This window comes from Adlercreutzia sp. St.1H8 (genome assembly GCF_059728655.1).
Genome location: NZ_AP039376.1, coordinates 1,223,761 through 1,248,320, shown reverse-complemented (window position 1 = coordinate 1,248,320; position 24,560 = coordinate 1,223,761). Strand labels below are relative to the sequence as shown.

Below are 24,560 nucleotides of genomic sequence, written 5' to 3'. Positions count from 1 at the left end.
GTCGCCCGCCGCGCCCGCCCGCGCGAGGCGACCGGATTCATCGCCCTCGATTATAGGAGAAGCCGCGCCGCGCCCGCGTGGCGGAGGCCAAAGCGGCGCGCGGGCGCCGACCCGTGTCTTTTCGCCCTTCCCATCGCCGCCTGCGGAACAGGCGGGTATGATGGCGGCAGCACGACGGAACGGCGCGAAGGAGGGTTCATGCGAAGCAACGAGGTGGCGCGGATAGCGGGCGTGACGGTGAGGACGCTGCGGCACTACCACGCGCTTGGCCTTCTGCCTGAGCCGCCGCGATCCGCCAACGGCTACCGCGACTACGCGCCCGCAGACCTGGCGCGCGTGCTCCGCATAAAGAGACTCGCCTCGCTCGGCTTTCCGCTGGCCAGCATCGGCGAGGTGATGGCCCAGGTGGACGCGGGCGCATCGGCCGACGGCCCGGCGACCGACCCGCTCGCCGAGCTCGACCGCGAGCTCGAGCAGGAGATCGCGCGCCTCGAGGAGCAGCGGCGCGTCATCGCCTCGCTGCGAGCCGAGCGCCTCAGGCCCGACCTGCCGGTTCCCTTTGGCCAGGCCCTGCGCCTGCTAGCCAGCGACGAGGACCTCGCCGGCCTCACCGAAGAGGAGCAGGCCACCCTCGTCATCGCCGGGCACGCCTACGGCGCCGACGACGTGGCCGAGCTCAAGCGCGTGGCCGAGGCGCTTGAGGACAGCCTCGACGCCTCGGCCGTCGCGGCGCTCAAGGCGCGCCTGGAGGCCCTGAGCGCCGACGCGCCCGAGGAGGAGCGCGCCGAACTCGCGGCCGAGGCCCTGGAGGCGCTCGCTCCCCTCATCCCCTGCTTCAGCCGCGACAACTGGCTGCGCCCGCCCACCGAGGGCGAGCTGCTGCTCGAGGAGGCGAGTCGCGTCGGGATGAACGCCGCCCAGCGCGACGTGACCGCGCGCATCGAGCGCGGCATCGAGAATCTGATGGCCGAGCGCGCGGAGTAGCCACCGGGCGCGCCGCCCGGCCCGCCCCCCCTCCACAACTCCGCCACAAGCTCGCTTGACCCCGACGCAGCGTCATAGTTTTAACTCCCTCGACGAAGGAATCTGATCGAGGAAGGATCGAGACCATGACCACTCGCGTCGCGGTATCGCCGCGTTACCTGCTCTCCTGCGCGCTCTCCCTGACGGGCAACTCCGTCGCCGGCGTCATCCTGCCGCTCGTGCTGCTGGCCACCACCGGCGATGCGCTGGCCGCCGGCACGCTCGCCCTCATCTGCGCCGTGCCCCAGATGCTCATCGGCCTGGCCGGCGGTGCGCTCATCGACTGCCTCAACCGCCGCGATGTCTCCATCGCCTCCGACCTGCTGTCGGCATTGAGCGTGGCGCTCCTGCCCATCGTCGATCTGACCTTCGGGTTGAGCTTCGGCTGGTTCGTGGCCCTCGGCCTGCTCGGCGCCGTCGGCGACATCCCCGGCATGACCGCCCGCGATGCGCTGCTGCCCGCGATATGCGACCACGACCGCCGCAGCCTCCAGAAGTTCATGGGGCTGAGCCAGTCAATCGACTCGCTCACCGTCATCGTGGGCCCGGCGCTCGCCGCGTTCCTGCTGACGGTCACCGACGGGGTGAGCGCGCTGTGGTTCACCGCGGCCATGTCGCTGGCCGCGGCCCTCGTCACGCTCACGCTTCCGCGCTCCATCGGCAGCGTGGAAGCCGCGAGCGCGGAGGAAGCCCCTAAGGGCGGCATCGTCTCCGGGATGCGCGCGGCGCTGCGCGACGGCATGCGCGTGCTCTTCCGCGGCGACGCCCTGCTGCGCAGCTCGGTGCTGCTCACCTTCGGCATCGTCATGATCATGGGCTCGTTCCAGGGGATCGTCCTGCCGGTGCACTTCACCGCGGCAGGCTCTCCGGAGCTGCTCGGCTACGTGCTCTGCGCCATGTCGGCCGGCATGCTGGTGAGCTCGCTGGCCTACTCCGCCCTGGCACACCGCCTGCGTCGCCGCACCTGGCTCATCGTCTCGCTCGGCGGCATGGCCGCGGGCGCGGCCGTCCTCGGCTCGCTCGCCTCCCTTCCCGTCATGCTGACCGGCGCTCTCGTCGTCGGCCTGTCCGCCGGCCCGGCCTCGGCGCTGCTCGGGTTCTTCACCTTCGACCGCATCCCCGCCGAGCGGCGCGGCTCGGCGCTCGGCACGCAGAACTCGCTCATGCTCGCGGCCGCGCCCGTGGCCGTGTTCGCCAGCTCTGCGGTGACCGAGGCCGGCGGCGTGTCCCTGGCGGCCTTCGTCCTGGTCGGCTGCTGGCTGGCTGTGACCTTGTGGGCGCTCGCGACGCCGAGCCTGCGCCACCTCGACGAGGAGGGCGCGCCTCACGGCGACCGGCGAGGGCAGGCGGGCGTCGCGGCGACCGGCGGCAATCCCGAGAGCGCGCTCTAGGGAACGCCGCGCTGCGCGCCGGGGTGCGCGGCATCGCGCGCGCCGGTGGCCGGGGCCGACAGCTGGCTGCGGGAGGCTTCGACCCGCGTCCGTGTAGCTGAGGACGTTCCTGGTGCAGGTCGGGCCCGCACCGCTTGCGCGCGGCAACCGGGCGCGGCACACTAGGGGCGTTCCGGTGAGGGCCCGCCGGACACCCCTGACCCTGCGACCCGGAGGAGGATCTTGATGAGGATCACCGTCGAGGAGCGCCCCGATGCCGACGAGGTAGAGGTGCTCATCACCTGTCGCGCCGTCGACGAACGCGTCCAGGCCATCGTCGCCGCGGTGGGCGCGCTCGACCGACGCCTCACCGGCATCGCCGACGGCGCGCTCGTCATCGTCGACGCCGCCCAGGTGCTCTACGCCGAGTCGGTGGACGGCGCCTGCTTCCTCTACGGCTCCGACAGCGTCATCGAGTGCCCCCTGCGCCTGGCCGATCTGGAGGAGCGCTTGGCCGGCACGGAGTTCGTCCGCGCCTCGCGCACGCTGCTCGTGAACTTCGACCACGTCCGCGCCCTGCGCCCCTACCCGGGCGCCCGGCTCGAGCTCGTGCTCGCAAACGGCGAGTCGGTCATCGCCTCGCGCCAGTTCGCCCCCGCCTTCCGGGCTAAGATCGGCCTGTAGCCGAATCCGTTCACCCCACCTGCCCCGCCGTCAGAGAGGAAGCGCCATGAGATCGCAAGCCAAGCGCGCCGCCGTCACCTTCTGCGTCCTGTTCACCGCCACGATGGGAATCTGGTCGCTGGCCGGACTCGCCTTCGCGGGGCCCGAGCCGGGCATCTGCTACTCGCTCACCATCCTGCTTGCCTGCGCGCTCCTGGCGGCGCTCCAGTCGCTCTGGTTCTCGGGCGCCCCCATCCGCCGGCTTGCCTACCCCGCCCGCGTGCTCGGCTTCGGCGCGACGGCGCTGCCGGCGCTCATCCTGTGCGCGTGGCTCGGCGCATGGTTCCCGATGGACGATGCCGGGCCGTGGGTGAGCTTCTGCGTCATCTACCTGGTGGCGCTGGCCGGGGCCAGTGCCGGCTATGCGCTCCACTACCGCCGCGTGGCCGGCGGCTACGACGCCGCGCTCGCCCGCTATCGCGAGGAACGCGGGGGGGAGGCGTCCGCGCCGCCGCGCTAGGCGCCTTCGCCGAGGATGGCGCGCTGGGCCTTCTTCGTCAGCTTGGAGAACACGAGCGCGTGGGAGTGCCCGATGAGCTCGCGCAGCAGCTCGTCGGGCACGTCGCTGCCCAGGTCAACGGAGACCCAGTGGCGCTTGTCGGCGTAGAACCCCGGCAGAATGCCCGCGTGCTCGGCGCGCAGCGCCTCGGCCCAGGCCGGGTCGCACTTGAGCGAGAGCAGGTCGCGCCCCGCGTAGGCGGCGTCATAGGACGGCCCCGGCGTCATGGTAGCGGCGAAGAGCTTCCCGCCCACCTGGTAGCGCCACCACTCCCACTCGGCCTTCCAGTCCTTCTCGCAGCCGGGCATTCCCAGCAGGTGCTCGTCTATCCAGTCGCGGGCCATGAGCTCCTCCCTCCTTGCGCGGCCGCCCTAGAGCAGCCCGTGGGCCTCGAACAGCAGAGCCGCCTGGCGCAGGGCGAGCTTGCGTCCGGCTATCTGCTGGTAGGTGGCCGTGCGCGTCTTGCCCTCGGCACGCAGGCGCTCGAGCGTCGCCGCGGCCGACTCCTGCTCGGCCCGCAGGTCGGCCAGCACCGCCTCGAAGCGCGCCAGGCGCTCGCGATCATGCTCGTCCATCACGCCCCCTTTCGTCTCGCGCCAGTATACCCGAGTGCCGCCGGGGGGCCGGCGGCGGCTGGCGCGCAGGTGCCGGCGCCCCAAGCGGCTGTCGCGCAGGTGCCGGCGCAGGCGGGCCGACGTGGGAGCAGGAGCACGCCAGCCGGCGGGGGGCTGACCGGCGAGGGGGGGGCAGGCACGGAGGCGCAGACTACCCTGGTGGCTAGGCGACCGCCCGTGCCATCCGCCAGGCCCGGAGGTGATAGCCGGGGGCCGGCGGGCGAGCCGCTGCCGCGACGGGGGCAGGCCGGGCAGCGAATCAGCCGCTTTTTAGCGAGCAAAGACGAGTTTGCAACATTCTCCGGCCCCATGGCGGCTCCGAAATAAGTTAGCCTTGGCTTTTACCAGGGAAAACGCAGGCGGCGACCCGTCTCCTCGCGCGACCTCGGGGCAGAGGGGGCTTTCCGATGTCGCAGAGTCGTCCTTGCTCGCCAGAAAAAGGCCGATTCGGGGGATCGCACGATCCGGCGGGACGTCCGACGCCCCGACCCAGCGGGCGCCCCCTCACGACCCGGCGGGGCACCACCAAGGCGGGTACCCAGCCCCCCCCACAATCCGACAGCATCCGATCCCTCCCGACCCGGCGGGCGCCCCCCGACCCGACGGCATGCGGGCGGAGCAGCCTGGGGGGGCGCGAGACGAGAGGCGGGGGCGCCACCAAGGCGGGCCTCACGACCCGGCGGGGCGCACTCAGAGCAGGAACGGCGACGGCTCGTCGCGGTAGACGACGGTCAGCCGGTGCATGGCGCGGGTGATGCCGACGTAGAGCAGGCAGCGGTCGGCCTCGGTGGCGTACTGGCGCGCGTCAGCGTCGAGCAGCACCACGTCGTCGAACTCAAGGCCCTTGGCCATCCGCACCGAGCACACGGCGATGCCCGCGGGGAACTCCTCGGTCTCGTCGGTGACGAGCGCCACCTCATGGCGCGCGGCCAGCACCTCGGCGTAGCGCGCGGCCAGCAAGTCGGACTTGGCTATGACGCCCAGCGTGCGCCCGCCGGCGGCGCGCCATGTCCCCAGCGCCTCGTCCACGGCCGCGAGCGCCCCGCGGGTGTCGCCGCAGCGGACGAGGCGCGGCGCCGGCCCGTGGCGCTCCACGGCGCACAGGCCCTCGACGGGCCGCACCCGGGCAGCCAGCTCGGTGATCTCCCAGGTGGACCGGTAGCTGCGCATGAGACGCACGAGGCGCGCGCCCGGGTAGGCCGCCGCCACGTCCTCCGGTGTCACGGAGACGCGCCCGTCAACGAGCTGGCTCACGTCGCCCAGGAGGGTCTTGTCGCCGGGAAGCAGCCGGGCCAGGGCGGCATGCTGCACGGGCGTGAGGTCCTGCATCTCGTCGATCACCACATGACGCACGGCCGCGAGCGCGGGGAAGGCGCCCGGGCCGTCGAAGGCCAGGCGGCAGAGCGCAAGCGGGAAGGCATCCTCCCATTCCACCATCCCGCGCGCCGGCACGCGCAAAAGCGCGCTGCGCCCCGTCTCCGCAAGGAAGCGCCGGTAGAGCGCCATCGCATCGCGCACCCGCATCATCCGCAAAAGCCGACCGCGCACCTCACGCCGGGTGGGCAGCCCCTGGCGCGCCCGGCCGAAGCTCGCCGCCACGGCCTGGGAGAGCGCATCGCCCGCCAGGAGGTCAAGCCGCTCGACGAGGGGCAGGGCCCCGTATCCGGAGAAGCGCGCCGCAAGCCAGCCGCCCTCGACCACGGCGGCGCCGACGGTCAGGTCGCGCGGGTCGAGAAGCGGCTCGGGGGCATCCGGCGCAGTGGCGGCGGAAAGCCACGCGACCAGGTCGTCCGCGAAGGCGCGCGTTCCCTTCGCGGCGGCGCGCGCAACGCGAGCCGGGTCGGCCTCGTCGGCCCAGGAGCGAGGCGCCTCCACCCGCGCCACGCCCTCGAGCAGAAGCGACGCCAGCCCGTGGAGGCTCCACTGCCCCACCGGCTCCTCGCCGAGCTCAGGCAGCACGCCGGAGATGTAGTCGGCGAACACGCGGCTCGGCGAGACGATGGCCACCGACCGCGAGCTCAGCCGCTCCTTCTGGCGGTAGAGCAGGTAGGCGATGCGATGGAGCGCGATGGAGGTCTTGCCCGATCCGGCTACGCCCTGGATGACGAGGGTGCCCGGCTCCTCGTCGCGGATGACGGCGTTCTGCTCGCGCTGGATGGACGCGACGATGTCGTGCATCCGCGTATCACCGCCCTGCGACAGCGCCCGGGCGAGCACCTCATCGCGCACGCTCGAGCCGGTGTCGACGGCCCAGGCGATCCGGCCGCCCTCCACCGCAATCTGGCGCTTGAGGACGAGCGCGCCCTCCCGCCGCCCGCCCGGCGCCTCGAAGGCCGCCGGCCCCGGCTCGTAGTCGTAGAACAGACCGGCCACGGGACTGCGCCAGTCAGACACGACCGATCGGCTCTCCCAGGAGAAGGCGAAGCGGCCGAGGTAGGCCGTCATCGGCGGCTCGTCGTCGGCGGCGTCTGCGGCGGCGAAGTCCACGCGGGCGAAGTACGGCGCGTCGAGCAGCTTAGCCAGGCGCTCGCGCGACTCCTCGGCAAGCGCCGCCTGACGGCCCATGCGGTCGAGCTCGAGGCTGCCATGGGCGGCCTCTTCCGGCGCAAGCTCACCGCGCGCCGCCATAAGCGCGGAGGCCGTTTCGTCATAGCCGCCGGCCACGGCGCGCGCGAGCCCCTCAGCCTGCGCGAGCGCCGCGCCCAGCTGCGCGAGCGTGGCGGCCAGATGCCGTTCCTCCTCGAGCCGCACGGCCCCCGCCGACGCAGGGCTGTCCCCCGCGACGCGCCCTGCGCGGCCGTCCTCCGATGCGACCGGCGCGAAGGCAGCCGCGCTGCGCCCCATGCCGGCCCCTGCCGCACCGTCCGCGCCCATCAAGCGCGCCTCCTCCCCGCCGGCGCTCTTCGGCGGCTTTCTCGTCTGCTCCATGGCGCCCTCCTTCCCCGCCCGTGCTCACGCGCCCCTCGACGAGGGGGCGGGCATGGGACGGCCGCCGCGTCTCGCACGCGGTGCCTTCACTTCGCTTCTTTGGGGGTTCGCGAGCCGAAGGGCGGGCAGGCGCCGCAAGAGACGGCAAGCCCAGGATGCGCGCCGGCGACCTTGGGGGCGCGGCGGTTCGGCTCGTTCGACGCACCGGAGCGGTCGGGCGCGCCTGGACGGCAGCCGACGTCGCGGTGGGATGACGATGGTACGGCGGCCCGCCGCGCACGCCGGATCAGGCCGCTCCGACCTTCACGAAACATCCACAACCGAGAGCCTGCGGGGCCTTTGCGCAGGCGATGGGGGCGTCGCGCAGGCCAAAGACGACCTCTTCTGGCGAGCGAAGGCGGAGGTCTCCCACCCGCCCTCCTCATCCCAGGCGTCAGCGTCGCCAAGCAGGCGGCGCCCTCGATGCGACCTCAGCGCCGCCCTGCGTGCAGGACGAAAACGGCCCGGCCCCCGCAATAGGAGCCGGGCCGCAGGCAGGCAGCGCAAGGCGCTATGCGTCGGCGTCCTCCTCTACGAGCTCCACCTCAAGGATGTCGTCGTCCTCGTCGGCAAGCTCCCATCCGTTCGCGCCGCCCGAGGCCTCGCCCTCGGCGGCGCGGCGCTCGGCCGCCTCGGCGAAGGCCGCCTTCATGGTGGGATTCTTGCGCGTGAGCCGCTTCACCGTGAGCTTGTCGAGCTTGTCGTTGGCCAGGCGCAGGTTGTTGTCGGAGCTCGTCAGCTCGGCCTTGATCTTCTCGAGCTTCTTGATGGTGGCGTCGATGTCCTTGATGGCGTCTTCGAACTTGCGGTGGGCCAAGTCGAAGTTGCGTCCGAAGCCCGCCTTGAACATGTCGAGCTGCTCCTCGAAGTTGGTCACGTCCACGTTCTGCTGGCGCACCTCGGCCAGCTGGCGGCGGTAGTCGAGCGAGCGCAGCGCCGCGTTGCGGATGAGGGTGATCAGGGGAATGAAGAACTGCGGGCGGATGACGTACATCTTCTCGAAGCCCGAGGCGTAGGACACGTCCACGATGCCGGTGTTGTAGTAGTCGCTGTCGCGCTCGAGCAGCGAGACGAGCACCGCGTACTCGCAGCCCTTGGCACGGCGGTCGTGGTCGAGCTTCTTGAAGTGATCCTCGTTGCGCTTGCGGTGGGTGGAGTCCTCGGCCTCGTTCTTCATCTCGAACATGATGGAGACCACCTCGGCGCCATCCGCGTCCAGCTCGCGGTAGATGTAGTCGCCCTTCGAGCCGTCGGCGGCGTCGTTGTCCTTGCCGAAGACGGCAGACTGGAAGCCGGTGGCGCGCAGCTTGTTGAACTCGTTCTCGCAGAACTGCTCGAGGCTCTCCCCCACCATCTTGACGGAGAGCTCGGCGCGCATATGGCGCATGTCGTCGATCTCGCGCTCGCGCGTGGCGATGATGTCGTCCTTCGCGCGCAGCTGGATGGCCAGCTCGCTCGCGTGGGCCGCCTCAGCGCGCTCTGCCTCCAGCCGCTCGCGTTCGAGGCGCCCCGCCAGCTCGTCGCGCTCGCGCTCGAGGGCGCGGCGGGCCTCCTCAGCGCCCGCGGCGGCCTCCTGAAGCGCCACCTGCTGCTGAAGCTCGGCCTCGCGCGCCTGGGACTGCATCTCGCGCACGAGCTCGTCGCGGGCGCGGCGAGCCTCGGCAAGCTGGTCGGACAGCTCGGCGGCCGCCTGCTGCACGGCCAGGGACTTCTCCGCGTCGAAAGCGGCCTGGCGCGCCTTGAGGTCGGCGGCCAGCCCGTCGCGCTCGCGCTCGAGGGCCCGCAGGCGCTCCGCGGCGCGCTGGGCCTCCTCGCGCTGGCAGGCGGCAGCCGCATCCCGCGCCTGCTGCACGGCCAGCTCGCGCTCGGCGGCAGCCGCCGCGTCGCGCCCCTCGAGCGCGGCAGTGAGCTCCGCTATCCTGGCGTCGCGCTCCGCCGTCGCGCGCTGGGCCTCGGCGCGCAGGGACTCAGCGGCGCGCTCGGCGGCCGCCTGCTGCTTGGCGGCGTCGAGTGCAGCCGCATCCGATGCGGCGCGGGCGTCAGCCCGAAGCTGGGCGATCTCGCGGTCCTTATCCGCCAGCTGCTCGCCGACGGCGGCGCGCTCCTGCGCCAGGGCCGCCTGCCGCTGCGCCTCCGCGGCCTGCTCGATGCGCTCGGCCTGGGCGGCCAGCTCACGCTGGAACTCCTCGTCACGCACCTGGCGCACGAGGGCCGCGTAGCCGTCCTCGTCCACCGTGAACAGCTGGCCGCAGTGGGGGCACTTGATCTCGCTCATGGATCATCCTCTCAGCCTGTGGGACTACAGGCGCTCTTCAGTCTCATTCCCGTCATTCTAGCGCGAGAACGCGCCTTCGGCGTCCCCTTCGTGGTACACCGTGGGCGCTTTTCGGCCCGGATGCCGCCCGATTACTCCCCCGCCAGCTCGCCCAGGCGCTCCCACAGGCGCACCATGGCCAGCGTGTCCAGGCGGCAGTAGGCCAGGAGCCCCGCGCGCACCGAGGCGGCCTCGTCGGCGTCCAGCGAGGCCAGGTCGGCGAAGGCGGCCATGGCCTCGCTTCCGTTGGCTACGCCGGGCAGGCGATGGTAGTCGAGCTCCGGATTATCGGGGAACAGCGCCGGCAGCACCGCCTTGATCGACACCGAGCCGCCCTGGGCCGCCGCGTAGCAGGCGCCCGCCTTGAACGGCGTCATGAGGTCGCGCACCGCCGCGCGGATGGCCTCGAGGCGCTCCGCCAGGTCGGGGAAGGCCTCCGCCAAGCCGCGGATGACCGCCTTCTCGAAGCTCATGTTGTAGGCGAGCACGCAGGCTCCCTCGGGCACGGCCGCCACCAGGGCCTCGGCCAGGGCACGCCGCGGGTCGGCGCCAGCATCGGCCAGAAACTCGCGGTGAAGGAGCGGCGCGTCCGGGCCCTCATATATATGCAGCGAGAACTGCGAGGGCACCTGCTCGTAGGGGCGCAGGCCATCGAAGGGCGGCACGGCCTGCTGGAACGTCTCGAAGTCGAGGAAGGCGAGCGGATACCACAGGCCGTCCAAAAACCGGCGCAGCACGGGCGTGTCGGCCAGCACCTCGGCCCCCGTCTCCCAGGCCTCGACTTGGCGCGCGGGCAGCGCCCCTAGGCGCAGGCCCGGCTCGGCGGCCACGTCGGCGAAGGTGGCCACGCCCGCGTCATAGAGGCGGAAGCGCCGGCGCGCCTGCCAGCCGGCCAAGTCGAAGACGCCGGGGCGCGGCACGTCCCGCCAGCACCAGGCCTTAAAGCCGCAGGGATACGGGCTCGTGCAGTGCGGGCCGATGTCGTGGGGCGCGCGCCCGCCCTCGCGCCCCGGCGCCACGAGCGCGGGCTCCTCAGGGGCGTCGGCCACCGCCTTGAGCAGCGCCACGCGCTCACCCACGCCGGCGGCAAGGGCGCGCACCTCCTCGGTGCGATCCTCCACGGCGAACAGCCCGGCCAGGTCGATCGCGCCGGCGCGCACGTAGGAGCCGTCCACGTGCATGAGCGACGTCTCCAGCACCCGGTAGCCGCAGGCGACGAGCACCCAACGCTGAAACGCCATGTCATGCAGGTACACGTCGCGCACGTGGGTGGACGACTTCACCTCCACCAGGCGCACGCCGTCCGGCTCGATCCGCAGGATGTCGGCCATGCACAGATCGCCATCCGCGGCGAAGGTGGCCTCGCAGATGACGGGGCAGCCGGCCTGCGCCGCCGCGGCGGCGAGCGGGTCTGCGCCCGCCCCCTGGGCTGCCAGCGCGTCGGCCGCCGCCCGGGCCTGGGCCTCGTCGAAGGGCCACGCGTCCCACGAAACGGAGGCGCCCGCCCGCGTCAGCGCGAGCACTGCCGCGGCCACCAGGCGCTCCGTGAGCTCGACCATGGCCGCGAAGCCGCCCGCCTCCTCGAGGAAGGGCACCTCGACGAAGGCGCCGTAGTAGCCCATGGCCAGATCGCCCACCTCGTTGCCCGCGGCCAGCACCGACTCGTTCATGACCGAGGGGTCGAACAGCTCGGGGCGGTGGGTCTCCAGCCACAGCATCTTGGGGCACTGCACCCCACGGGTGTAGCGCGACTTAGAGAGGTTCACAGGCGCTCCTTCGCATCTAGGGGCCGCCCTCGGCTGACGGCCGTTCGCCTATTCTACCGCGCCGGCCCCTCATGGACCCACGACGAAGCGCCGCAGGTCAACCCCCGCGTCCTCCGCCCAGCGGCAGAGCTCCTCGCCGTCCATCCCCTCGATCCGCGCCAGGTCGATCACCGCCGCGGGAAACCCTCCCATCATGGCCGTGCCGTACTCCTCCCGCAGGCAATCCCGCAGGGCATCCACGTCTATGAGCGTCATGGGGTCTCCTTTTTCCCGGATCGAACGCGCCCTCACGCGCCGATGGCCAGGTCCTCCTCGTCGAGGGCCTGCAGCCAGGCGATGTAGGCGTCCGGGTAGTGGGAGGCCAGGGCGGCGGCGGGGCTCAGGGCGGAGAGGGCCGCGGCTGCGTCAGCCACCTCGCCCGCGGCCGGCAAGAGCCCCTCGGCCTTCGCGAGGGCCGCGACGCGCCCCTCGAAGGCGTCGAGCGCATCCGCCGCCTCACAGGCGCCGGCGGCGTCGAAGCCCACGCCGGTGTTGGCGCGGAAGGAGGCTTCCATGGCCGTCGAGCGCGCCGCGCCCGCAAGCCACGCGTCAGGCGACGGTGAGCTGGCAGGGACGCGGGCGACGCCGACCCCCCAATCGCCCATCACGGGGGCAGAGCTCGCCAGGGCCAGTCCGGGGGCAGGCACTCCGCAACCTCCGCGGTCGAGGGTCGGCGCGAGGCCCAGGCCGCCCTCGGCGGCCGTCGCCCGCGGGATGGTCACCGTCACGCCGTGGCGGCCGTAGCCCCAGCTGGCCAGCGGCAGGCGCGGCACCGGGTCGCTCGCGCTCACCACGTTGAAGATGTTGCCGTAGCGCCCTTCCTCCGCCTTGCGGCTCACCGCCGGCGAGGCGAAGGTGTAGGCGTAGACCCCCTCGGTCGGCGCGAGCACCTGGGAGGTCCTGCCCAGCTCGTTCAGGCGCGCGGCCAGCAGGTTGGCCACGGCACCCCCGCGGCTGTGACCCGTCACCAGCACGCGGGTACGCGCCGGATCGACCCCCAGGTCGTCCAGGTAGGCGGCAAGGGCACGGGCCAGGTCGGCCTCGGCCTCGCGATAGCCGCCGTGGTCGGGCCCCTCGCCCAGGTTGAAGTTGGTGAGCCACTCGAAGCCGTAGCTGCCGCGCACCCCCACGAACACGAAGGTGAGCGGGCCCTCGTCCGCGCCGGCGCCCGTGCCTGGCGACGGGGCGCCGGAGGCGGCGTCGTGCGCGCCCGGCGCGCCCCGACCCTCAGCACCCCCGTCCTGGGCGCCACCGCCGAGGGCATCCTCCCCCGCCACGTCCCAGGCGCCCGGATCCACCGTCTTGGCGGCAAAGGTGTAGGCCACGCCCTCGTGCGACCCCGTGAGGAAGGCGCCCACCTCGTCGAGCAGGCTGCTGCGCCAGGCGTAGGAGTCGGTGCGCACGCGGGAGAACCCGAGCTGGGCCAGGGCCTCCTCGGCGAAGGGGCGAGCGCCTGCCGTCCCGCTGTACCAGCACGACTCGGCATTGCACACCGCCGTGAGCACGGCACAGGCCCGGGCCAGGTCGTGGTTGTAGTCGCCGGAGTCGGCCAGAAGCCAGCAGTCGTCCCACACAAGCGTCGTCGAGGCGCAAGCCTTCTCGGACGGGACGCCCGCCATCCATGCCACGGCAGCCGCCTCGGAGAGGTAGGAGACCTCCGCCGCGCACCATGGGGAACCAGTCGTCGCCGCCGTCGCCGACACCGATGGCGACGGCGCGGCCAGAGCCCGCGCCCGCCCGGCGGAAATGCCGGCATAGCGGCCCTCCACGGCCAGGAGCGCCACCACCATCAGGCAGGCCGCCACCACGGCCATCACGCGCATCGTATGTCGAACGACCCGAGCCGCCACTGCTCGCCCTTCCCTCTCGATTCAAGCTGCGAACACGATAGCACCCACGCGAGCCCCGCGGGGCGGCAGGAGCCACTCTCACAGAATCGTAAGGCGGCGACCGGCGCAGCTTACGCCCCTGTCACCCGAGGCCTCGGCCACGAGCCCTGCCTCCGCGGAGCGACGCGCCGCCGACGGCATCCCGCTCCGCGCCCCAGGCACATGCCGCCGACGCGCTAGGCGCCCGTGGCGATGAGACCCACGTCGGACAGCTGCCCGCCGGCGGGGATGGCCGCGTTGTAGGAGGCAGACGCCACGCGCAGGGTCGAGCCCTCCGCGTCGAAGGAGCCGTTCCAGCCCTCCCTCACCGAGACGGCCCCGTCGACCGGCACCTCGATCGTCCAGCCGTCCGTGGGCGCGGCGCCGTTGTTGCGGACGGTCAAGTCGTAGAGGTATACCGTCCAGCCGTCTTCCTCCCAGGTCTGGCGCACCTGCGCTGTCCAGGACAGCGCGCCCGTCGACCCCGCCTCGGCAAGGGGCCCGGCACCCGGCGACGCCGACCCGGCCCCGCCCGCCGGCGCCGCTGACGCCGGCGTCCCATCCGAGGCGCCCCCATCGTCCGACAACGCCCCGCCTGCCGGCCGCGCGCCGGAGAGCACCTCGCGCAGCCAGCGGCCCCCGGCGCTCAGGTCGCCCTCCTCGAACCCGCTCGTCTTCGCGCACCCTGCCGCGAAGAGCGCCGACGACTCGTCCTTGTTCGACAGGTTCCAGCACACGTAGCTCACGCCCAAATCGTCCATGAGGGACGCCCACGCATCGGCCGACGCGTAGTCCACTGCCCCGTTGCCGCTCGCATCGCAGATGCCGAACTCGCTCACGAACACCGGCAGCCCCGCCTCCACGGCCGCGGCCATGCGCTCGCGCAGGGGCTGCTGGTGAGTGGCCGCGTAGAAGTGCAGCGCGTAGAGCACGTTTTCGCCCAGCTCTCCCTCGAGCGGGTCGGCAGCCGCCGCATCGACGCGCTGCGACCACTCCGGCGTCCCCACGATGATGACGGCGTCCGGGTCGTTGGCGCGAATGGCGGGGATGACGCGCTCAGCATAGGCACGCACGTCGTCCCAGGTGGCAATCCCGTTGGGCTCGTTGCAGATCTCGTAGAGCACGTTGTCGCGCTCCGCCAGGTCGGCCGACACCTCCTCGAAGAACGCCACCGCCTCGTCTGCGTAGACGAGCGGGCTCTGGTCTGACAGCACGTGCCAGTCGACGATGACGTACAGGTCGGCATCGGCCGCCCAGGCCACGCCGTCGCGCACGAGCTGGCCGAGGGCCGCGTGCTCGCCGCCGGTGCACCAGCCCCCGGACTCCGCGGTGTAGAGCGCCAACCGCACCACGTTGGCGCCCCAGTCGTCGCGCAGCTCGCGAAACAGGTCGGCGTTCACGTACTGCGGGAACCACGCCAGTCCGTGAGTCGACACGCCCCGCAGCTGCACGGGCGCACCATCCGCGCCGCAGAGACGCCCGCCAGACACCTGGAGCGCACCGGACGCGGAGGGCGCGGCGGCGGCCGACCCAGACGCCAGATCGCCCGCGGCCGCGTCGCCGGACACGGCGCCTGCGTCCGTGGCATCGGCGGAAGGCGCGTCCCCCGCAGTCGGCGCAGGCGCGGGCGCAGACGAGGCACAGCCGACAAGCCCGCCCGCGGCCAGCGCCGCGACGAGCAGCGCCGCCACAAGGCGGGCGGCAGCGCCCACAGCATGTCGGGCGACACGTGCTGCGACCATGCACCCCTCCTTTCCGGGAACAACCTGCGAACACGATAGCATCCCGCCGCGAGGACGCGCCTCGCACAAGCCCAAGATCCTCGGCGGGAACGCCCGCGCAGCAGCCGGCAGGCAGCCACAGCCACTTTTTTCGCCCAGGATGGCACTAATTGGCAGTTTGGTACGCCTCGCTGCGACTCGCAGAGCAAAAAAGTTCACCAAGAAAAACCGTCACCTGGGAAAACGCCTGGAACTCACCCGCGAAAAAAGCAGTAAGGTCGAAAGCCAGGCGCCAGCACCGTACCAAATCGCCAATTAGTGCCATCTCGCGCGCGAAAAGTGGCATTGGGGGATGGCGTCGAAGAGGCGTCGCCTTGTGGGAGGGCCATCTCGCGCGCGAAAAGCGGCATCGGACGCATCCGGGACCGCCGCATCCGCCCGCCGGGTAAGCAAACGCCAACAATCCGCCCGGCGCACCTGCCGCCCGCGGCGCCGCTGCTATACTTCCCCGGTGACCGACGGCGCCCGCGGGCGCTCCAACCAGGAAGGCGACCGGCATGCAGTACCTCATCTCGTTCCTCGAGGGCATCGTGACCTTCGTCTCCCCCTGCTTGCTGCCCATGATCCCGCTCTACGTCACCTACTTCGCAGCCGGCGAGGAGTCCTCCACGCGCACGGTGCTCAAGAACGCGCTCGGGTTCGTGCTCGGGTTTACCACCGTGTTCGTGGCCATGGGCGCGCTCGCCTCCACCCTCGGGGCGTTTCTCATCGCGTACCAGGGCATCGTCAACGTTATCTGCGGCGCGGTGGTCGTCTTCTTCGGGCTGTACTTCCTCGGCGTGGTGAAACTCGGCTTCCTACGCGGCGCGAATGCCTCGATGGCCGGCCGCCAACTGGGATTTCTCTCCTCGGCCGCCTTCGGCGTGGTGTTCTCCGTCGGCTGGACCCCCTGCGTCGGCGCCTTCCTCGGCTCGGCGCTCATGCTGGCCTCCACCCAAGGATCGGTGGCGGTGGGCGTGGTCATGCTGCTGTGCTACTCGGCCGGCCTCGGGCTGCCCTTCGTGCTGGCCGCCGTACTCATCGACAAGCTGAAGGGCGCCTTCGATGCCATCAAGCGCCACTACGACGTCATCACCAAGGCATGCGGCTGGTTCCTGGCGGCCGTGGGCATCCTCATGGCCACGGGTCTGCTGGGCAACCTGCTCGCACTGCTGAGCTAGGGAAAGGACGCACCCCATGGAAGAGAAGAACGCAAGGGAAAAGCTCGACGAGGCGAAGACTCCCCTGGACGAGGAAGGCCCTCGGCGCGCTGCGGCGGGCGGGGACAGCCCTGATGCGGAGGGCGCCGGCGTCGCCCCGCACGGCGAGGCGCCCGTCGCGCCGGATGAGCCGTCCCGCCAGCCCGAGAGCACCCCTGACGCCGAGGGCCTCAAGGCAGCTCGCGACCGCACGAGCCATCGCACGCTCGTCATCTGCGCCGTCGCCTTCGCCGTGCTGCTCGTGGGTGCCGGCGCGGCCTACAGCGTGCTCGCGCCCGCAGCCGAAAAGGCCGATCTAGTGGCCGAGCCCGCCTACAAGGACGCCGCCGGGAAGGCACCGTCGTCCAGCCTGCCGGGCGAGGAGGACACGACCGGCCGCGACGCCCAGGGCAGCGGAAAGGGCGCCGCGTCTCAGCCCGTGACCGCCCCCGACTTCACCGCTGTGGACGCCGAGGGCCGCGAGGTCACGCTGGCGGACTTCCGGGGGAAGCCCGTCGTGCTCAATTTCTGGGCCAGCTGGTGCGGGCCCTGCCAAAGCGAGATGCCCGCGTTTCAAGCTGCCTTCCAGCGCTACGGCGACGACGTGCAGTTCCTCATGGTCAACATGACCGGGATGAACGGCGAGACCCGCGAGACCGCGACGCGCCTCATCACGAGCGAGCACTACACCTTCCCCGCCTTCTTCGATCAGAACAGCTCGGCAGCGCGCGCCTACGGCGTGAACTCCATCCCGCAGACCTGGTTCATCGCCGCCGACGGCACCGTGACCGCGCGCGCCATGGGCGCCCTGAGCGAGGCGAAGCTCGAGCAGGGAATCGAGCTCATCGCGTCGTAGGGCCCTCCCCGGGAGGCGGGGGGCAGCGGCCGTGGGGCGCGCTCGCTCCTTCGCGCCCCCTTCTGCACAGTTCTTTCGACTTTGCGACGGCCTCGCCGAGGCGCTCTGCCAACGCGAAACAAATGCGTTCTATCGTCCCAGCTCACCGTTATTCTCAATCGAGATTAATAAAGGGGTGAAACATGTAACGCCCTGACGAGCGGGCGATAGGCAGCGAAAACGCCCTGCGTTTGTTGCAAAGTCGAAAGAACTGTGCAGAAGAGAGAGGGGGGGGGGGCGGAGCCGGGGACGCGGGGGGGCCAGTTGGGCGCATGGGAGGATCGGCAGGGCGCAGGGAAGCTCCAGCGGAAGGCACCGGGCGCAGGGAGCTCCGACGGAGCGCGCAGGGGTCGGCACGGGCGAGCGGGAGGGTCCCGGCGGAAGGCACCGGGCGCGGGAGTCGGCAGGACTCAGGAGCGCTCCGACGGAGCGCGCGGGAGTCGGCACGGGCGAGCGGGAGAGTCCCGGCGGAAGGCACCGGGCGTGTGGAGGGTCGGCAGGGCGCGCGGAAGGTCCCCGCGGAAGGCACCGGGCGCAGGGGGGCTCCGGCAGAGCGCGCGGGAGTCGGCGGGGCACAGGAGGGCCCCAGCAGGAGGCACCGGACGCGCGGGGTCAGCTGGACGCGGGGCTCCGGCGGAGCGCGCGAACGCGGCGGGCCGCGCGGCCCTCGCCCCGCCGCGCCCTAGTACCCGCCGTGGATCTCCTGCGCCATGCGGCGCGCGCCGACACGCGCCTCGCGCAGGGGGCGCTTGAAGAACCACCCGCCCGCCTCCTCGGCCCGCGCAAGCGCCTCGGATGCACGCTCGTACCACGCGAGCGCCTCCTCGAAGGAATGGGCGCAGCCACGCGCTCCCTCGAAGGCGCGGGCCAGGCGCAGAGCCGCGTTGCCGAGGGCCGCGTCATCGCCCGCACGCTCGGCAACGACGAGGGCACGGCGATACCAGGCCAGGCCGCGCTCGGGATCGGCCAACTGCCCCACGCCGTCGGCCACCAGATCCCCCAGGGCCCAGCAGGCCTCCGCATCGCCCGCCTCGGCCCCGCGCCGGAAGCTCGCGGCCGCGCGCGCCGCGAGCGGGCGGGGCGCCGTATGGAGGGCGCGCTCCTCCAGGCGCGTCTGCCAGTAGCGGCCCTGCCCCAGGTCATCGCGGTAGATAACCCCCAGCCGCGCCCAGGCGCCCGCGTTCCCGCGCTCGGCGGCATGCAGGTAGAGCAACTCGGCAGCGCGAAAGCACTCAACCCGCAGGGCCGCGTCCTCGGATGCGGAGAGGGCAAGCGCCTCGCCGAAGTAGGCGTCGGCGAGCGCGCGGGCCGCCGTGCCGCCGTGGTCGCGGTCGTTGGGATAGGATCCGACAAGCTCACGGCCCACCCGCGCGCCCGTCCGGGCGTCGAAAGCCGGCTCGCTCACCCACACGCGCGGCAGGCGCTCGGCAGCGCCCCTCCCCCGTCGATCCACGGCGAAGACGGGCGTGGCCGCGCGCCGGGCGCGCCAGCGCTCACCGCGCAGCCCCGCCGGCACGAGGCTCGCCTCGGCGCCGCCGTTGGCACGTCGCATACTCGGCGAGCCGAACAAGAGCCAGGCCGCTCGCGCACCCAACCCCACCTGCGCTCTACGCGACGCCGCGCTGACCGGGAAGGCCCCCCGGGAGGGGCCCGGCCGGCGCGTGGGCCGGGCCGCGCGGGCCGCCGGGCCCCGCGACGCCGCGCCCGCCGACGCCGACGCCAGGCACGAGCTCGCCGCAGCTTCTGACGCGTCCGCGCACCCGGCTCCCGACGCTGCCGCCCGCAACGATGCCCCCACGCCTGCCAGCCGCCAAGGCCAGGCCGCCGCGCCGGCCGCGCTCGCCGGCGCCATCGGCTGCGCGGACGCCGCCTCCGATGCCCCCGCACCCGCCCTGCGCCCTATCCACGCCACACCCGCCGGCACCGTGCCGACCGACGCCATCGCCCCGCTAGGCATAGAGCCTCACCTCCATCTGGATGCGCGTCCAGTTGCCCAGCTGATCCACCGACCCCACCAGGCCCGCCACGTCGCGGCCGCCGTCCAGCAGCCGCGCCACCACCTCGTTGTGCTCGCACGACACATAGCCCAAGCGGTTGCCGCGCTCGTCGCGCACCTCCGTCGCCCAGGGATCGTAGGGGTTGCGGCGGTCGCGCACGAAGGCCAGCTCGTCGCCGGGCGCAAGCCCGTCGACCAGCGCCCGCACCCCCGGCACGTGGCGCGTGCCGGCCACCGCCGTCTCATCCACCAGGCACACCGACCGCGCGTCGTCCGCGACCCCGTGCACCCGCCGGCGCGCGGCGCCGCCCGCGTCGTGCCCCGCGCAGCCAGCCGCCTGCGCGCCACCCGCCCATCCGAGCACAGGGCGCCCCGCGCCCGCGTCCTGCCCGAACCGCACAGCGCTCCCCTCTCCGCACGCGCGAGCCGCATCCGCGCCCGCCTGGCTGAACGCGATGATCCTCGATTCCATGGCTACCTCCTGACCCTCGGCACGCCCCGTGGGACCCACCGGTCGCGAATGCTTGTCCGAATGTCGCCATCTTAGTCGCCCCATCATGCCGGGCTGTACTATAATTGGGACTCGTTAAGCTCTTTCGCCATCGGCGGGGAGCAGCTGCGGCGCGCCATCAGGAGGAAGCCCCATGGCCCAGGAGAACCAGAAGCTCAAGCTTCTCCACCTCGTTCGCCTCTTCCACGAGGAGACCGACCCCGACCACGGGCTCACCATGCCCCAGATCATCGAGTACCTGGCCGCGCGCGGCATCGCCGCTGAGCGCAAGGCCATCTACCGCGACATCGAGGCGCTGCGCTCCTTCGGGTTGGACATCGGCACGCTGCCGCGCCGTCCCGTCGAGTATGCCCTCGTCAAGCGCTCGTTCTCCCAGCCCGAGCTGCTGCTCCTCGCCGACGCCGTCCAAGGCTCGCGCTTCCTCACCCAGGCCAAGTCCGACTCGCTCGTGCGTTCCCTCAAGACCCTCGGCTCGCGCCACCAGGCGCGCTCGCTCGCCAAGCGCACCCACGTCGAGGGCCGCGTGCGGACGCAGAACGAGAGCGTCTTCTCCCACGTCGACTGCATCCACGAGGCCCTGCGCGAACGGCGCAAGGTGTCGTTCAAGTACTTCAAGTACGGACCGGGCAAGAAGCGCGTGCTCCAGCACGACGGCAAGCCCTACGTGGAGACGCCCGTGCACCTCGTGTACAGCGACGGCTTCTACTACCTCATCACCTACAACGACAAGCACGCCGACCTGGCCACCTACCGGGTCGACCGCATGTCCTCGCTCATGATCACCGACGAGCCGTCCACACGCAACGAGGTCATCGCCTCCTTCGACGTGGCCGAGCATGAGCGCCGCGCCTTCGGGATGTACCGCGGCGATCCGGTGCCCCTGACGCTGCTCGTCCGCGATGACGCGATGAGCGGCGTCATCGACCGGTTCGGCCGTGACGTGACGGCCACGCCAGCCGACGAGGGCTGGACGCGCGTAGCCGTCACCGCCATGGAAAGCCCCGTGCTCTTCGGCTGGCTCGCCCAGTTCGGCGACGCGGTGGTGGTGGAGAAGCCCACCGCGCTGGCCCGCGCCTACGCCGCGCACCTGCGCGCCATCCTCGACGCCCACGGCCTGGCGGAAGAGGACGGCGCGCCCGACGAAAAAGCAGCAGACGCGCCAGGCGTCCCCGCCGGGCGCGATGAGGAAGGAGGCGCCGCATGATGCGCCGCGCGCTCACCTACACGCGCACCGACGTCGAGTCGGTCCTTGACAACCTCGCGGTCGAGGACGCCGCCGCCCTCGCCGCCGCAACCGCCCTCTTCGATGAGGGCCTCGTGGCCGTGGTGGAGGACGCGGCCCTCGGCGGGCAGGCCATCGGCTTCGAGCTCGCCGACCCCGCCGCCGCGGCCTCCGTGGCCGCGAGCTGCGTGGAGTCCGGAGCCTGCGCGCTCCTGGACGGCACGCTGCCGCGGGCGCGCGGCGCCGTCATGAAGCAGGGCCACGCCGACCTCAAGTGCTCGCGCGGCGACGCCTGCCCGCGCGCGCTCTGCCCCTTCGCCCTGGCCGCGTGCTTCCGCGCCCTTGACGACCTGGGCGCCACCGTCATCCCGCTCTACTCGGAGGCGCTCGACGTGTCGCGCGCCATCGCGCGCTTCCGCCGCACGTGGGGCCCGCGCCTCATCCGCTCGGACACGGCGCTCAACCTGCTGCTCGCCCGCTCGGAGGACGACTTCGCCGGCGTGCTCGTGGTGGATGACGATACCTACCTCGACGAGTTCACGGCCGATCTGGCCCACATCCTCGCGAAGATGGGCAAGATCGACGAGGACGCCCTCGAGCGCCGCCACATCGGCGCGCTCCTGCGCTCGGTCAACCCCGTGGAGGCCACCTTCCACGCCACGCGTGACGAGAACCTCGCAGCGCGGCGCCTCTACGTGGTCGACCGGCTCGACGACTTCTTCGAGCGCGATCCCGAGCGCGACTTCTCCGCCCGCTACCTGGTGGAGCGCTTCGGGCACGTGGTGGATCACCGCTACCTCGTGCTCGCCGGCACCAAGGGCGAGCTCGCGCGGTTCCTCGGGCTCTCCCCCACCCTCGAGCTGCTCCTCGGCGAGCACCGCCTCGAGCTGGCGGGGCTTTCCGCCGCCGACGTCTACGAGCTCTACCTCGACGAGCTCGACGAGGCCCTCCGCGCCGAGGCCGACGATGCCTTCCGCGACGAGTTCATCGCGTTTGTCGAGTTCAACATGGACATCTTGCCCTTCAGGGGCAAGGAGCTCGCCGACTATCTGGCCAAGACGGCCAACGCGCGGGGCACCCTCACGCTGCCGCCGAGCCGCTACCGCTCCTCGTCGCTCGCCGAGATGCTCGACGACATCGTCGGCCTGCGCTCGGTGAAGGAGACCATCCGCCAGCTGGAGGCTTACGCGCTGTTCGCCAAGCAGGCGGAGGGACGCGGGCTGGCCATGCCCAAGACCAACCTGCACATGGCCTTCATGGGCAACCCCGGCACCGGCAAGACCACCGTGGCGCGCATCATCGCCACCATGCTCTACAAGATAGGGATCATCAGCCAGAACAAGTGCGTGGAGGTCACGTCGAAGGATCTCATCGCGCGCTACGTGGGCCACACCGACAAGCAGGTGTTCGACGTGGTGCAGCGGGCTCGCGGCGGCGTGCTGTTCATCGACGAGGCCTACGCGCTCGTCCCCGACGCGCACCACGGCGCCTCCTTCGGCTACGAGGCGCTGGCCGAGCTCGTCAAGCTCATGGAGGACTACCGCGACGACCTGGTGGTCATCGTGGCTGGCTACGAGCGCGAGATGGCCGACTTCATCGACGCGAACCCCGGGCTCGCCTCCCGCATCGGCTACACGTTCCACTTCGCCGACCTCACGCGCGAGGAGCTGGCCGAGGTGTTCTCGAAGGAGCTCGCTCGCGGGGGCTTCGAGGCGGCGCCAGGCGTAGACGCGCGCCTCGACGAGCTGTTCGGCTACTTCGCCGGCTTCAAGAGCTTCGGCAACGGACGCTTCGCCTGCGAGGTGCTCCAGCGCGCGCTCATCAAGCACGCCGTGGCCGCCCGCGACGCCGGATGCGAGGCGAGCCGCGTCATCGAGGCCGACGACATCCCCACGCGCCGCGAGATGATGGACGTGGTGGACGGGACGTGCGGCACCGCCGACGAGCTCATGGCCGATTTGGTGGGCCTCGCCGAGGTGAAGGAGCGCGTGCGCGAGATCGAGCGCGTGACGGCGTTTCGCGCCCGTGCTGCCGCCGAGGGCCTCGCTCTGCCGCCGCAGAACCTGCACATGGCGCTCACCGGCCCGGCTGGCACCGGCAAGACCACCGTGGCGCGCATCATCGGGCGCATCCTGTTCTCAGCCGGAGCCGTGCCCGGCGACCGCTTCACCGAGGTGCAGGCGAAAGACCTGGTCAGCTGGTATGTGGGCGGCACCTCGGAGGAGACCGCCAAGCTCATCGAGCGGGCGCTCGGCGGCGTGCTGTTCATCGACGAGGCCTACGCGCTCGTAGAGAGCTCCTCGGGCCAGGAAGCGCTCGCGGTGCTCGTGAAGGCGATGGAGGATCGCAAGGGCGAGCTCGTGGTGATGCTCGCCGGCTACGACGGCCCCATGCGCGCGTTCATGGACGCGAACCCGGGGCTCGCCTCGCGCATCGGCTACCGCCTGCGCTTCGAGGACTACGAGCCGGATGACCTGACCGAGATGTTCCGCCGTAAGATGGAAGCCGCCGGGTTCGTGCTGGGAGAGGGCGCGCTCGCCCGGGCATCTGAGGCGCTGCGCTACTTCCACAACGTGGAGAACTTCGGCAACGGACGATTCGCCGACGAGGTGGTGCAGCAGGTCATCGCACGCCGCGCCGCACGGGCGGACGGCGACGTGCGCGTCATCGAGGCCGACGACGTGCCGGGCGTCGAGCACTTCTGCAAGCTGTCGGCCACCCCGGTGCTCGACCCGGTGGACGCCGCCGACGCCGAGGCGCGCCGGCGCGTGGCGGCCCACGAGGCGGGACACGCCGTGGTGGGGCTCGCCGAGACGGGCCGCACCGACATCAAGGTCATCACCATCGAGCAGGAGGGCACGGGCACCCTCGGCTACGTCCAGCACGAGAAGAAGCGCGACCGGCCGCTGCCTACCGCCGCCGACCTGCGGGCTGAGCTGGCCATGCTCATGGCGGGCATGGCCGCCGAGGAGCGGGAATGCGGCGCGTTCTCGGCCGGCAACAGCTCCGATCTGGCCCAGGCCACGGCTTGCGCCCGCTCCTACGCGGCCACCTTCGGCATGTCTGAGGCGGGCCTCGTGCAGCTGGTGCCGCCGGCGGGCGGGCCGGACGCGTGCAAGACCGCCGAGCTGCCAGCCGCCGTGCTGGCCCAGATGAACGACCTGCTGGCCGCGGCGCTCGAGCGGGCGCGCACGGTCATCGAGGAGAACCAGGAGGCCTTCGAGGAGCTGCGCGACGCGCTGCTCGCGGGGCAGACGCTGCGCGGCGAGGAGATCGCGGCGCTCTGGGAGCGCCACCAATCCCCTGCCGCCGAGGAGGCCTCCGCCCCGGCCATGACAGATGAGAGCACGATCAAGGAGCACGACGATGAGCACCAAGCCTGAAGAATCCGACCTGCTGGCCAGCTTGAAGGCGGCCCTGGGCGGCAAGGGCGTGAAAGAGGCCCGCGAGGCCGCGGAGGAGGGCCAGGCTGCACCTGGGGACGTCAAGCCGGCCTGCGCGAACGCCGAGGGGACGACGCCGGCGGCGCCTGACGCTCAGCCGGCGCCAGGCGCGCCCGCCCCAGCCACGACGCCCACGCCGACCTCCGAGGACGCCCTTGCTGAGGCGACGTCCGCTGGCACCGCCTCAGCCGAGCCCGAGGCCGACCCCGCGTCCGTCGCGGCGCAGCCGGCCGAGGACGCCCCCACGCCCGAGGAGCTGCAAGCCGCCGAGGAGAGAGCGCGGTTCGTCAGCGAGCTGCGCGCCTGCGAGGACATTCTGAATGCCGTCGCGCCCCAAGAGCGCTAACATAG

The 24,560-nt window shown here is 72.1% G+C and carries 19 protein-coding genes; 9 read left to right on the top strand and 10 right to left on the bottom strand.

Annotated elements, in window-relative coordinates; translation table 11 throughout:
• The first annotated feature begins 198 nt into the window (after positions 1 to 198).
• From AC6I0Y_RS04685 to AC6I0Y_RS04670, 4 genes are all read left to right on the top strand, one after another.
• Complete coding sequence (locus AC6I0Y_RS04685) at positions 199 to 984, top strand: MerR family transcriptional regulator (protein ID WP_497733393.1); 786 nt, start codon at positions 199 to 201, stop codon at positions 982 to 984.
• A 125-nt stretch (positions 985 to 1,109) separates the two neighbouring features.
• Positions 1,110 to 2,414 carry an MFS transporter gene (locus AC6I0Y_RS04680; RefSeq protein WP_497733391.1) on the top strand — a complete coding sequence of 435 codons (1,305 nt, stop codon included), beginning with the start codon at positions 1,110 to 1,112 and terminating at the stop codon, positions 2,412 to 2,414.
• 225 nt (positions 2,415 to 2,639) lie between these two features.
• Positions 2,640 to 3,077, top strand: a complete 438-nt coding sequence (locus AC6I0Y_RS04675) for a LytTR family DNA-binding domain-containing protein (protein ID WP_497733389.1) — start codon at positions 2,640 to 2,642, stop codon at positions 3,075 to 3,077.
• Positions 3,078 to 3,123: 46 nt separating this feature from the next.
• The gene (locus tag AC6I0Y_RS04670) at positions 3,124 to 3,576 is read left to right on the top strand and encodes a hypothetical protein (protein WP_497733387.1); all 453 of its coding nucleotides are present in this window, start codon (positions 3,124 to 3,126) and stop codon (positions 3,574 to 3,576) included.
• On the opposite strand, the gene AC6I0Y_RS04665 is transcribed toward AC6I0Y_RS04670, so the two are convergent.
• From AC6I0Y_RS04665 to AC6I0Y_RS04630, 8 genes are all read right to left on the bottom strand, one after another.
• Positions 3,573 to 3,959, bottom strand: coding sequence for an MmcQ/YjbR family DNA-binding protein (locus AC6I0Y_RS04665; RefSeq protein ID WP_497733385.1), 387 nt, complete (start codon positions 3,957 to 3,959; stop codon positions 3,573 to 3,575). The two genes, AC6I0Y_RS04670 and AC6I0Y_RS04665, sit on opposite strands and share 4 nt — an antisense overlap.
• A 27-nt stretch (positions 3,960 to 3,986) precedes the next feature.
• Complete coding sequence (locus tag AC6I0Y_RS04660) at positions 3,987 to 4,190, bottom strand: hypothetical protein (protein ID WP_160710150.1); 204 nt, start codon at positions 4,188 to 4,190, stop codon at positions 3,987 to 3,989.
• 729 nt (positions 4,191 to 4,919) lie between these two features.
• Complete coding sequence (locus AC6I0Y_RS04655) at positions 4,920 to 7,157, bottom strand: HelD family protein (RefSeq protein ID WP_497733383.1); 2,238 nt, start codon at positions 7,155 to 7,157, stop codon at positions 4,920 to 4,922.
• Positions 7,158 to 7,707: 550 nt separating this feature from the next.
• Entirely contained in the window at positions 7,708 to 9,471 is a 1,764-nt protein-coding gene (locus AC6I0Y_RS04650; protein WP_497733380.1) for a DUF2130 domain-containing protein, read from the bottom strand.
• Positions 9,472 to 9,602: 131 nt separating this feature from the next.
• On the bottom strand, positions 9,603 to 11,276 hold the full coding sequence (locus tag AC6I0Y_RS04645) for a DUF2779 domain-containing protein (protein ID WP_497733378.1): 1,674 nt from the start codon (positions 11,274 to 11,276) through the stop codon (positions 9,603 to 9,605).
• Positions 11,277 to 11,345: 69 nt separating this feature from the next.
• On the bottom strand, positions 11,346 to 11,531 hold the full coding sequence (locus AC6I0Y_RS04640) for a hypothetical protein (RefSeq protein ID WP_160709105.1): 186 nt from the start codon (positions 11,529 to 11,531) through the stop codon (positions 11,346 to 11,348).
• Between the two features lie 32 nt (positions 11,532 to 11,563).
• On the bottom strand, positions 11,564 to 13,129 hold the full coding sequence (locus AC6I0Y_RS04635; protein WP_497733376.1) for a lipase family protein: 1,566 nt from the start codon (positions 13,127 to 13,129) through the stop codon (positions 11,564 to 11,566).
• 251 nt (positions 13,130 to 13,380) lie between these two features.
• Positions 13,381 to 14,925, bottom strand: a complete 1,545-nt coding sequence (locus AC6I0Y_RS04630; protein WP_497733374.1) for a cellulase family glycosylhydrolase — start codon at positions 14,923 to 14,925, stop codon at positions 13,381 to 13,383.
• A gap of 536 nt (positions 14,926 to 15,461) precedes the next feature.
• Between AC6I0Y_RS04630 and AC6I0Y_RS04625 the strand changes: the two genes are divergently transcribed.
• The gene (locus tag AC6I0Y_RS04625; RefSeq protein WP_497733372.1) at positions 15,462 to 16,124 is read left to right on the top strand and encodes a cytochrome c biogenesis CcdA family protein; all 663 of its coding nucleotides are present in this window, start codon (positions 15,462 to 15,464) and stop codon (positions 16,122 to 16,124) included.
• Positions 16,125 to 16,140: 16 nt separating this feature from the next.
• Positions 16,141 to 16,998, top strand: coding sequence for a TlpA family protein disulfide reductase (locus AC6I0Y_RS04620; RefSeq protein ID WP_497733370.1), 858 nt, complete (start codon positions 16,141 to 16,143; stop codon positions 16,996 to 16,998).
• Positions 16,999 to 17,719: 721 nt separating this feature from the next.
• Here the strand turns inward: AC6I0Y_RS04620 and AC6I0Y_RS04615 are convergent.
• Together AC6I0Y_RS04615 and AC6I0Y_RS04610 are read right to left on the bottom strand one after the other, a co-directional pair.
• Positions 17,720 to 18,589: an SEL1-like repeat protein gene (locus AC6I0Y_RS04615; protein WP_497733368.1), complete on the bottom strand. Its 870-nt coding sequence runs from the start codon at positions 18,587 to 18,589 to the stop codon at positions 17,720 to 17,722.
• A gap of 397 nt (positions 18,590 to 18,986) precedes the next feature.
• Positions 18,987 to 19,505, bottom strand: coding sequence for an HIRAN domain-containing protein (locus tag AC6I0Y_RS04610; protein WP_497733366.1), 519 nt, complete (start codon positions 19,503 to 19,505; stop codon positions 18,987 to 18,989).
• A gap of 172 nt (positions 19,506 to 19,677) precedes the next feature.
• Between AC6I0Y_RS04610 and AC6I0Y_RS04605 the strand changes: the two genes are divergently transcribed.
• Genes AC6I0Y_RS04605 through AC6I0Y_RS04595 form a run of 3 tightly spaced genes read left to right on the top strand, consistent with a single transcriptional unit; the run spans position 19,678 to position 24,555 of the window.
• A complete protein-coding gene (locus AC6I0Y_RS04605; protein ID WP_160708274.1) occupies positions 19,678 to 20,748 on the top strand; it encodes a helix-turn-helix transcriptional regulator in 1,071 nt (356 codons plus the stop codon).
• Positions 20,745 to 24,149: an AAA family ATPase gene (locus AC6I0Y_RS04600; RefSeq protein WP_497733364.1), complete on the top strand. Its 3,405-nt coding sequence runs from the start codon at positions 20,745 to 20,747 to the stop codon at positions 24,147 to 24,149. The genes AC6I0Y_RS04605 and AC6I0Y_RS04600 overlap by 4 nt, the downstream gene beginning before the upstream one ends.
• Positions 24,133 to 24,555 carry a hypothetical protein gene (locus AC6I0Y_RS04595; RefSeq protein WP_497733362.1) on the top strand — a complete coding sequence of 141 codons (423 nt, stop codon included), beginning with the start codon at positions 24,133 to 24,135 and terminating at the stop codon, positions 24,553 to 24,555. Before AC6I0Y_RS04600 ends, AC6I0Y_RS04595 begins: the two co-directional genes overlap by 17 nt.
• Positions 24,556 to 24,560 lie beyond the last annotated feature (5 nt).

Excerpts from the sequence above, each read along its gene's own strand:
- AC6I0Y_RS04650 (WP_497733380.1), bottom strand. The coding sequence starts at position 9,471 with ATGAGCGAGATCAAGTGCCCCCACTGCGGCCAGCTGTTCACGGTGGAC.
- AC6I0Y_RS04630 (WP_497733374.1), bottom strand. The coding sequence starts at position 14,925 with ATGGTCGCAGCACGTGTCGCCCGACATGCTGTGGGCGCTGCCGCCCGC.
- AC6I0Y_RS04685 (WP_497733393.1), top strand. The coding sequence starts at position 199 with ATGCGAAGCAACGAGGTGGCGCGGATAGCGGGCGTGACGGTGAGGACG.
- AC6I0Y_RS04600 (WP_497733364.1), top strand. The coding sequence starts at position 20,745 with ATGATGCGCCGCGCGCTCACCTACACGCGCACCGACGTCGAGTCGGTC.
- AC6I0Y_RS04635 (WP_497733376.1), bottom strand. The coding sequence starts at position 13,129 with ATGGCCGTGGTGGCGGCCTGCCTGATGGTGGTGGCGCTCCTGGCCGTG.
- AC6I0Y_RS04640 (WP_160709105.1), bottom strand. The coding sequence starts at position 11,531 with ATGACGCTCATAGACGTGGATGCCCTGCGGGATTGCCTGCGGGAGGAG.
- AC6I0Y_RS04665 (WP_497733385.1), bottom strand. The coding sequence starts at position 3,959 with ATGGCCCGCGACTGGATAGACGAGCACCTGCTGGGAATGCCCGGCTGC.
- AC6I0Y_RS04595 (WP_497733362.1), top strand. The coding sequence starts at position 24,133 with ATGAGCACCAAGCCTGAAGAATCCGACCTGCTGGCCAGCTTGAAGGCG.
- AC6I0Y_RS04655 (WP_497733383.1), bottom strand. The coding sequence starts at position 7,157 with ATGGAGCAGACGAGAAAGCCGCCGAAGAGCGCCGGCGGGGAGGAGGCG.
- AC6I0Y_RS04610 (WP_497733366.1), bottom strand. The coding sequence starts at position 19,505 with ATGGAATCGAGGATCATCGCGTTCAGCCAGGCGGGCGCGGATGCGGCT.
- AC6I0Y_RS04625 (WP_497733372.1), top strand. The coding sequence starts at position 15,462 with ATGCAGTACCTCATCTCGTTCCTCGAGGGCATCGTGACCTTCGTCTCC.
- AC6I0Y_RS04605 (WP_160708274.1), top strand. The coding sequence starts at position 19,678 with ATGGCCCAGGAGAACCAGAAGCTCAAGCTTCTCCACCTCGTTCGCCTC.
- AC6I0Y_RS04620 (WP_497733370.1), top strand. The coding sequence starts at position 16,141 with ATGGAAGAGAAGAACGCAAGGGAAAAGCTCGACGAGGCGAAGACTCCC.
- AC6I0Y_RS04670 (WP_497733387.1), top strand. The coding sequence starts at position 3,124 with ATGAGATCGCAAGCCAAGCGCGCCGCCGTCACCTTCTGCGTCCTGTTC.
- AC6I0Y_RS04615 (WP_497733368.1), bottom strand. The coding sequence starts at position 18,589 with ATGCGACGTGCCAACGGCGGCGCCGAGGCGAGCCTCGTGCCGGCGGGG.
- AC6I0Y_RS04675 (WP_497733389.1), top strand. The coding sequence starts at position 2,640 with ATGAGGATCACCGTCGAGGAGCGCCCCGATGCCGACGAGGTAGAGGTG.
- AC6I0Y_RS04680 (WP_497733391.1), top strand. The coding sequence starts at position 1,110 with ATGACCACTCGCGTCGCGGTATCGCCGCGTTACCTGCTCTCCTGCGCG.
- AC6I0Y_RS04660 (WP_160710150.1), bottom strand. The coding sequence starts at position 4,190 with ATGGACGAGCATGATCGCGAGCGCCTGGCGCGCTTCGAGGCGGTGCTG.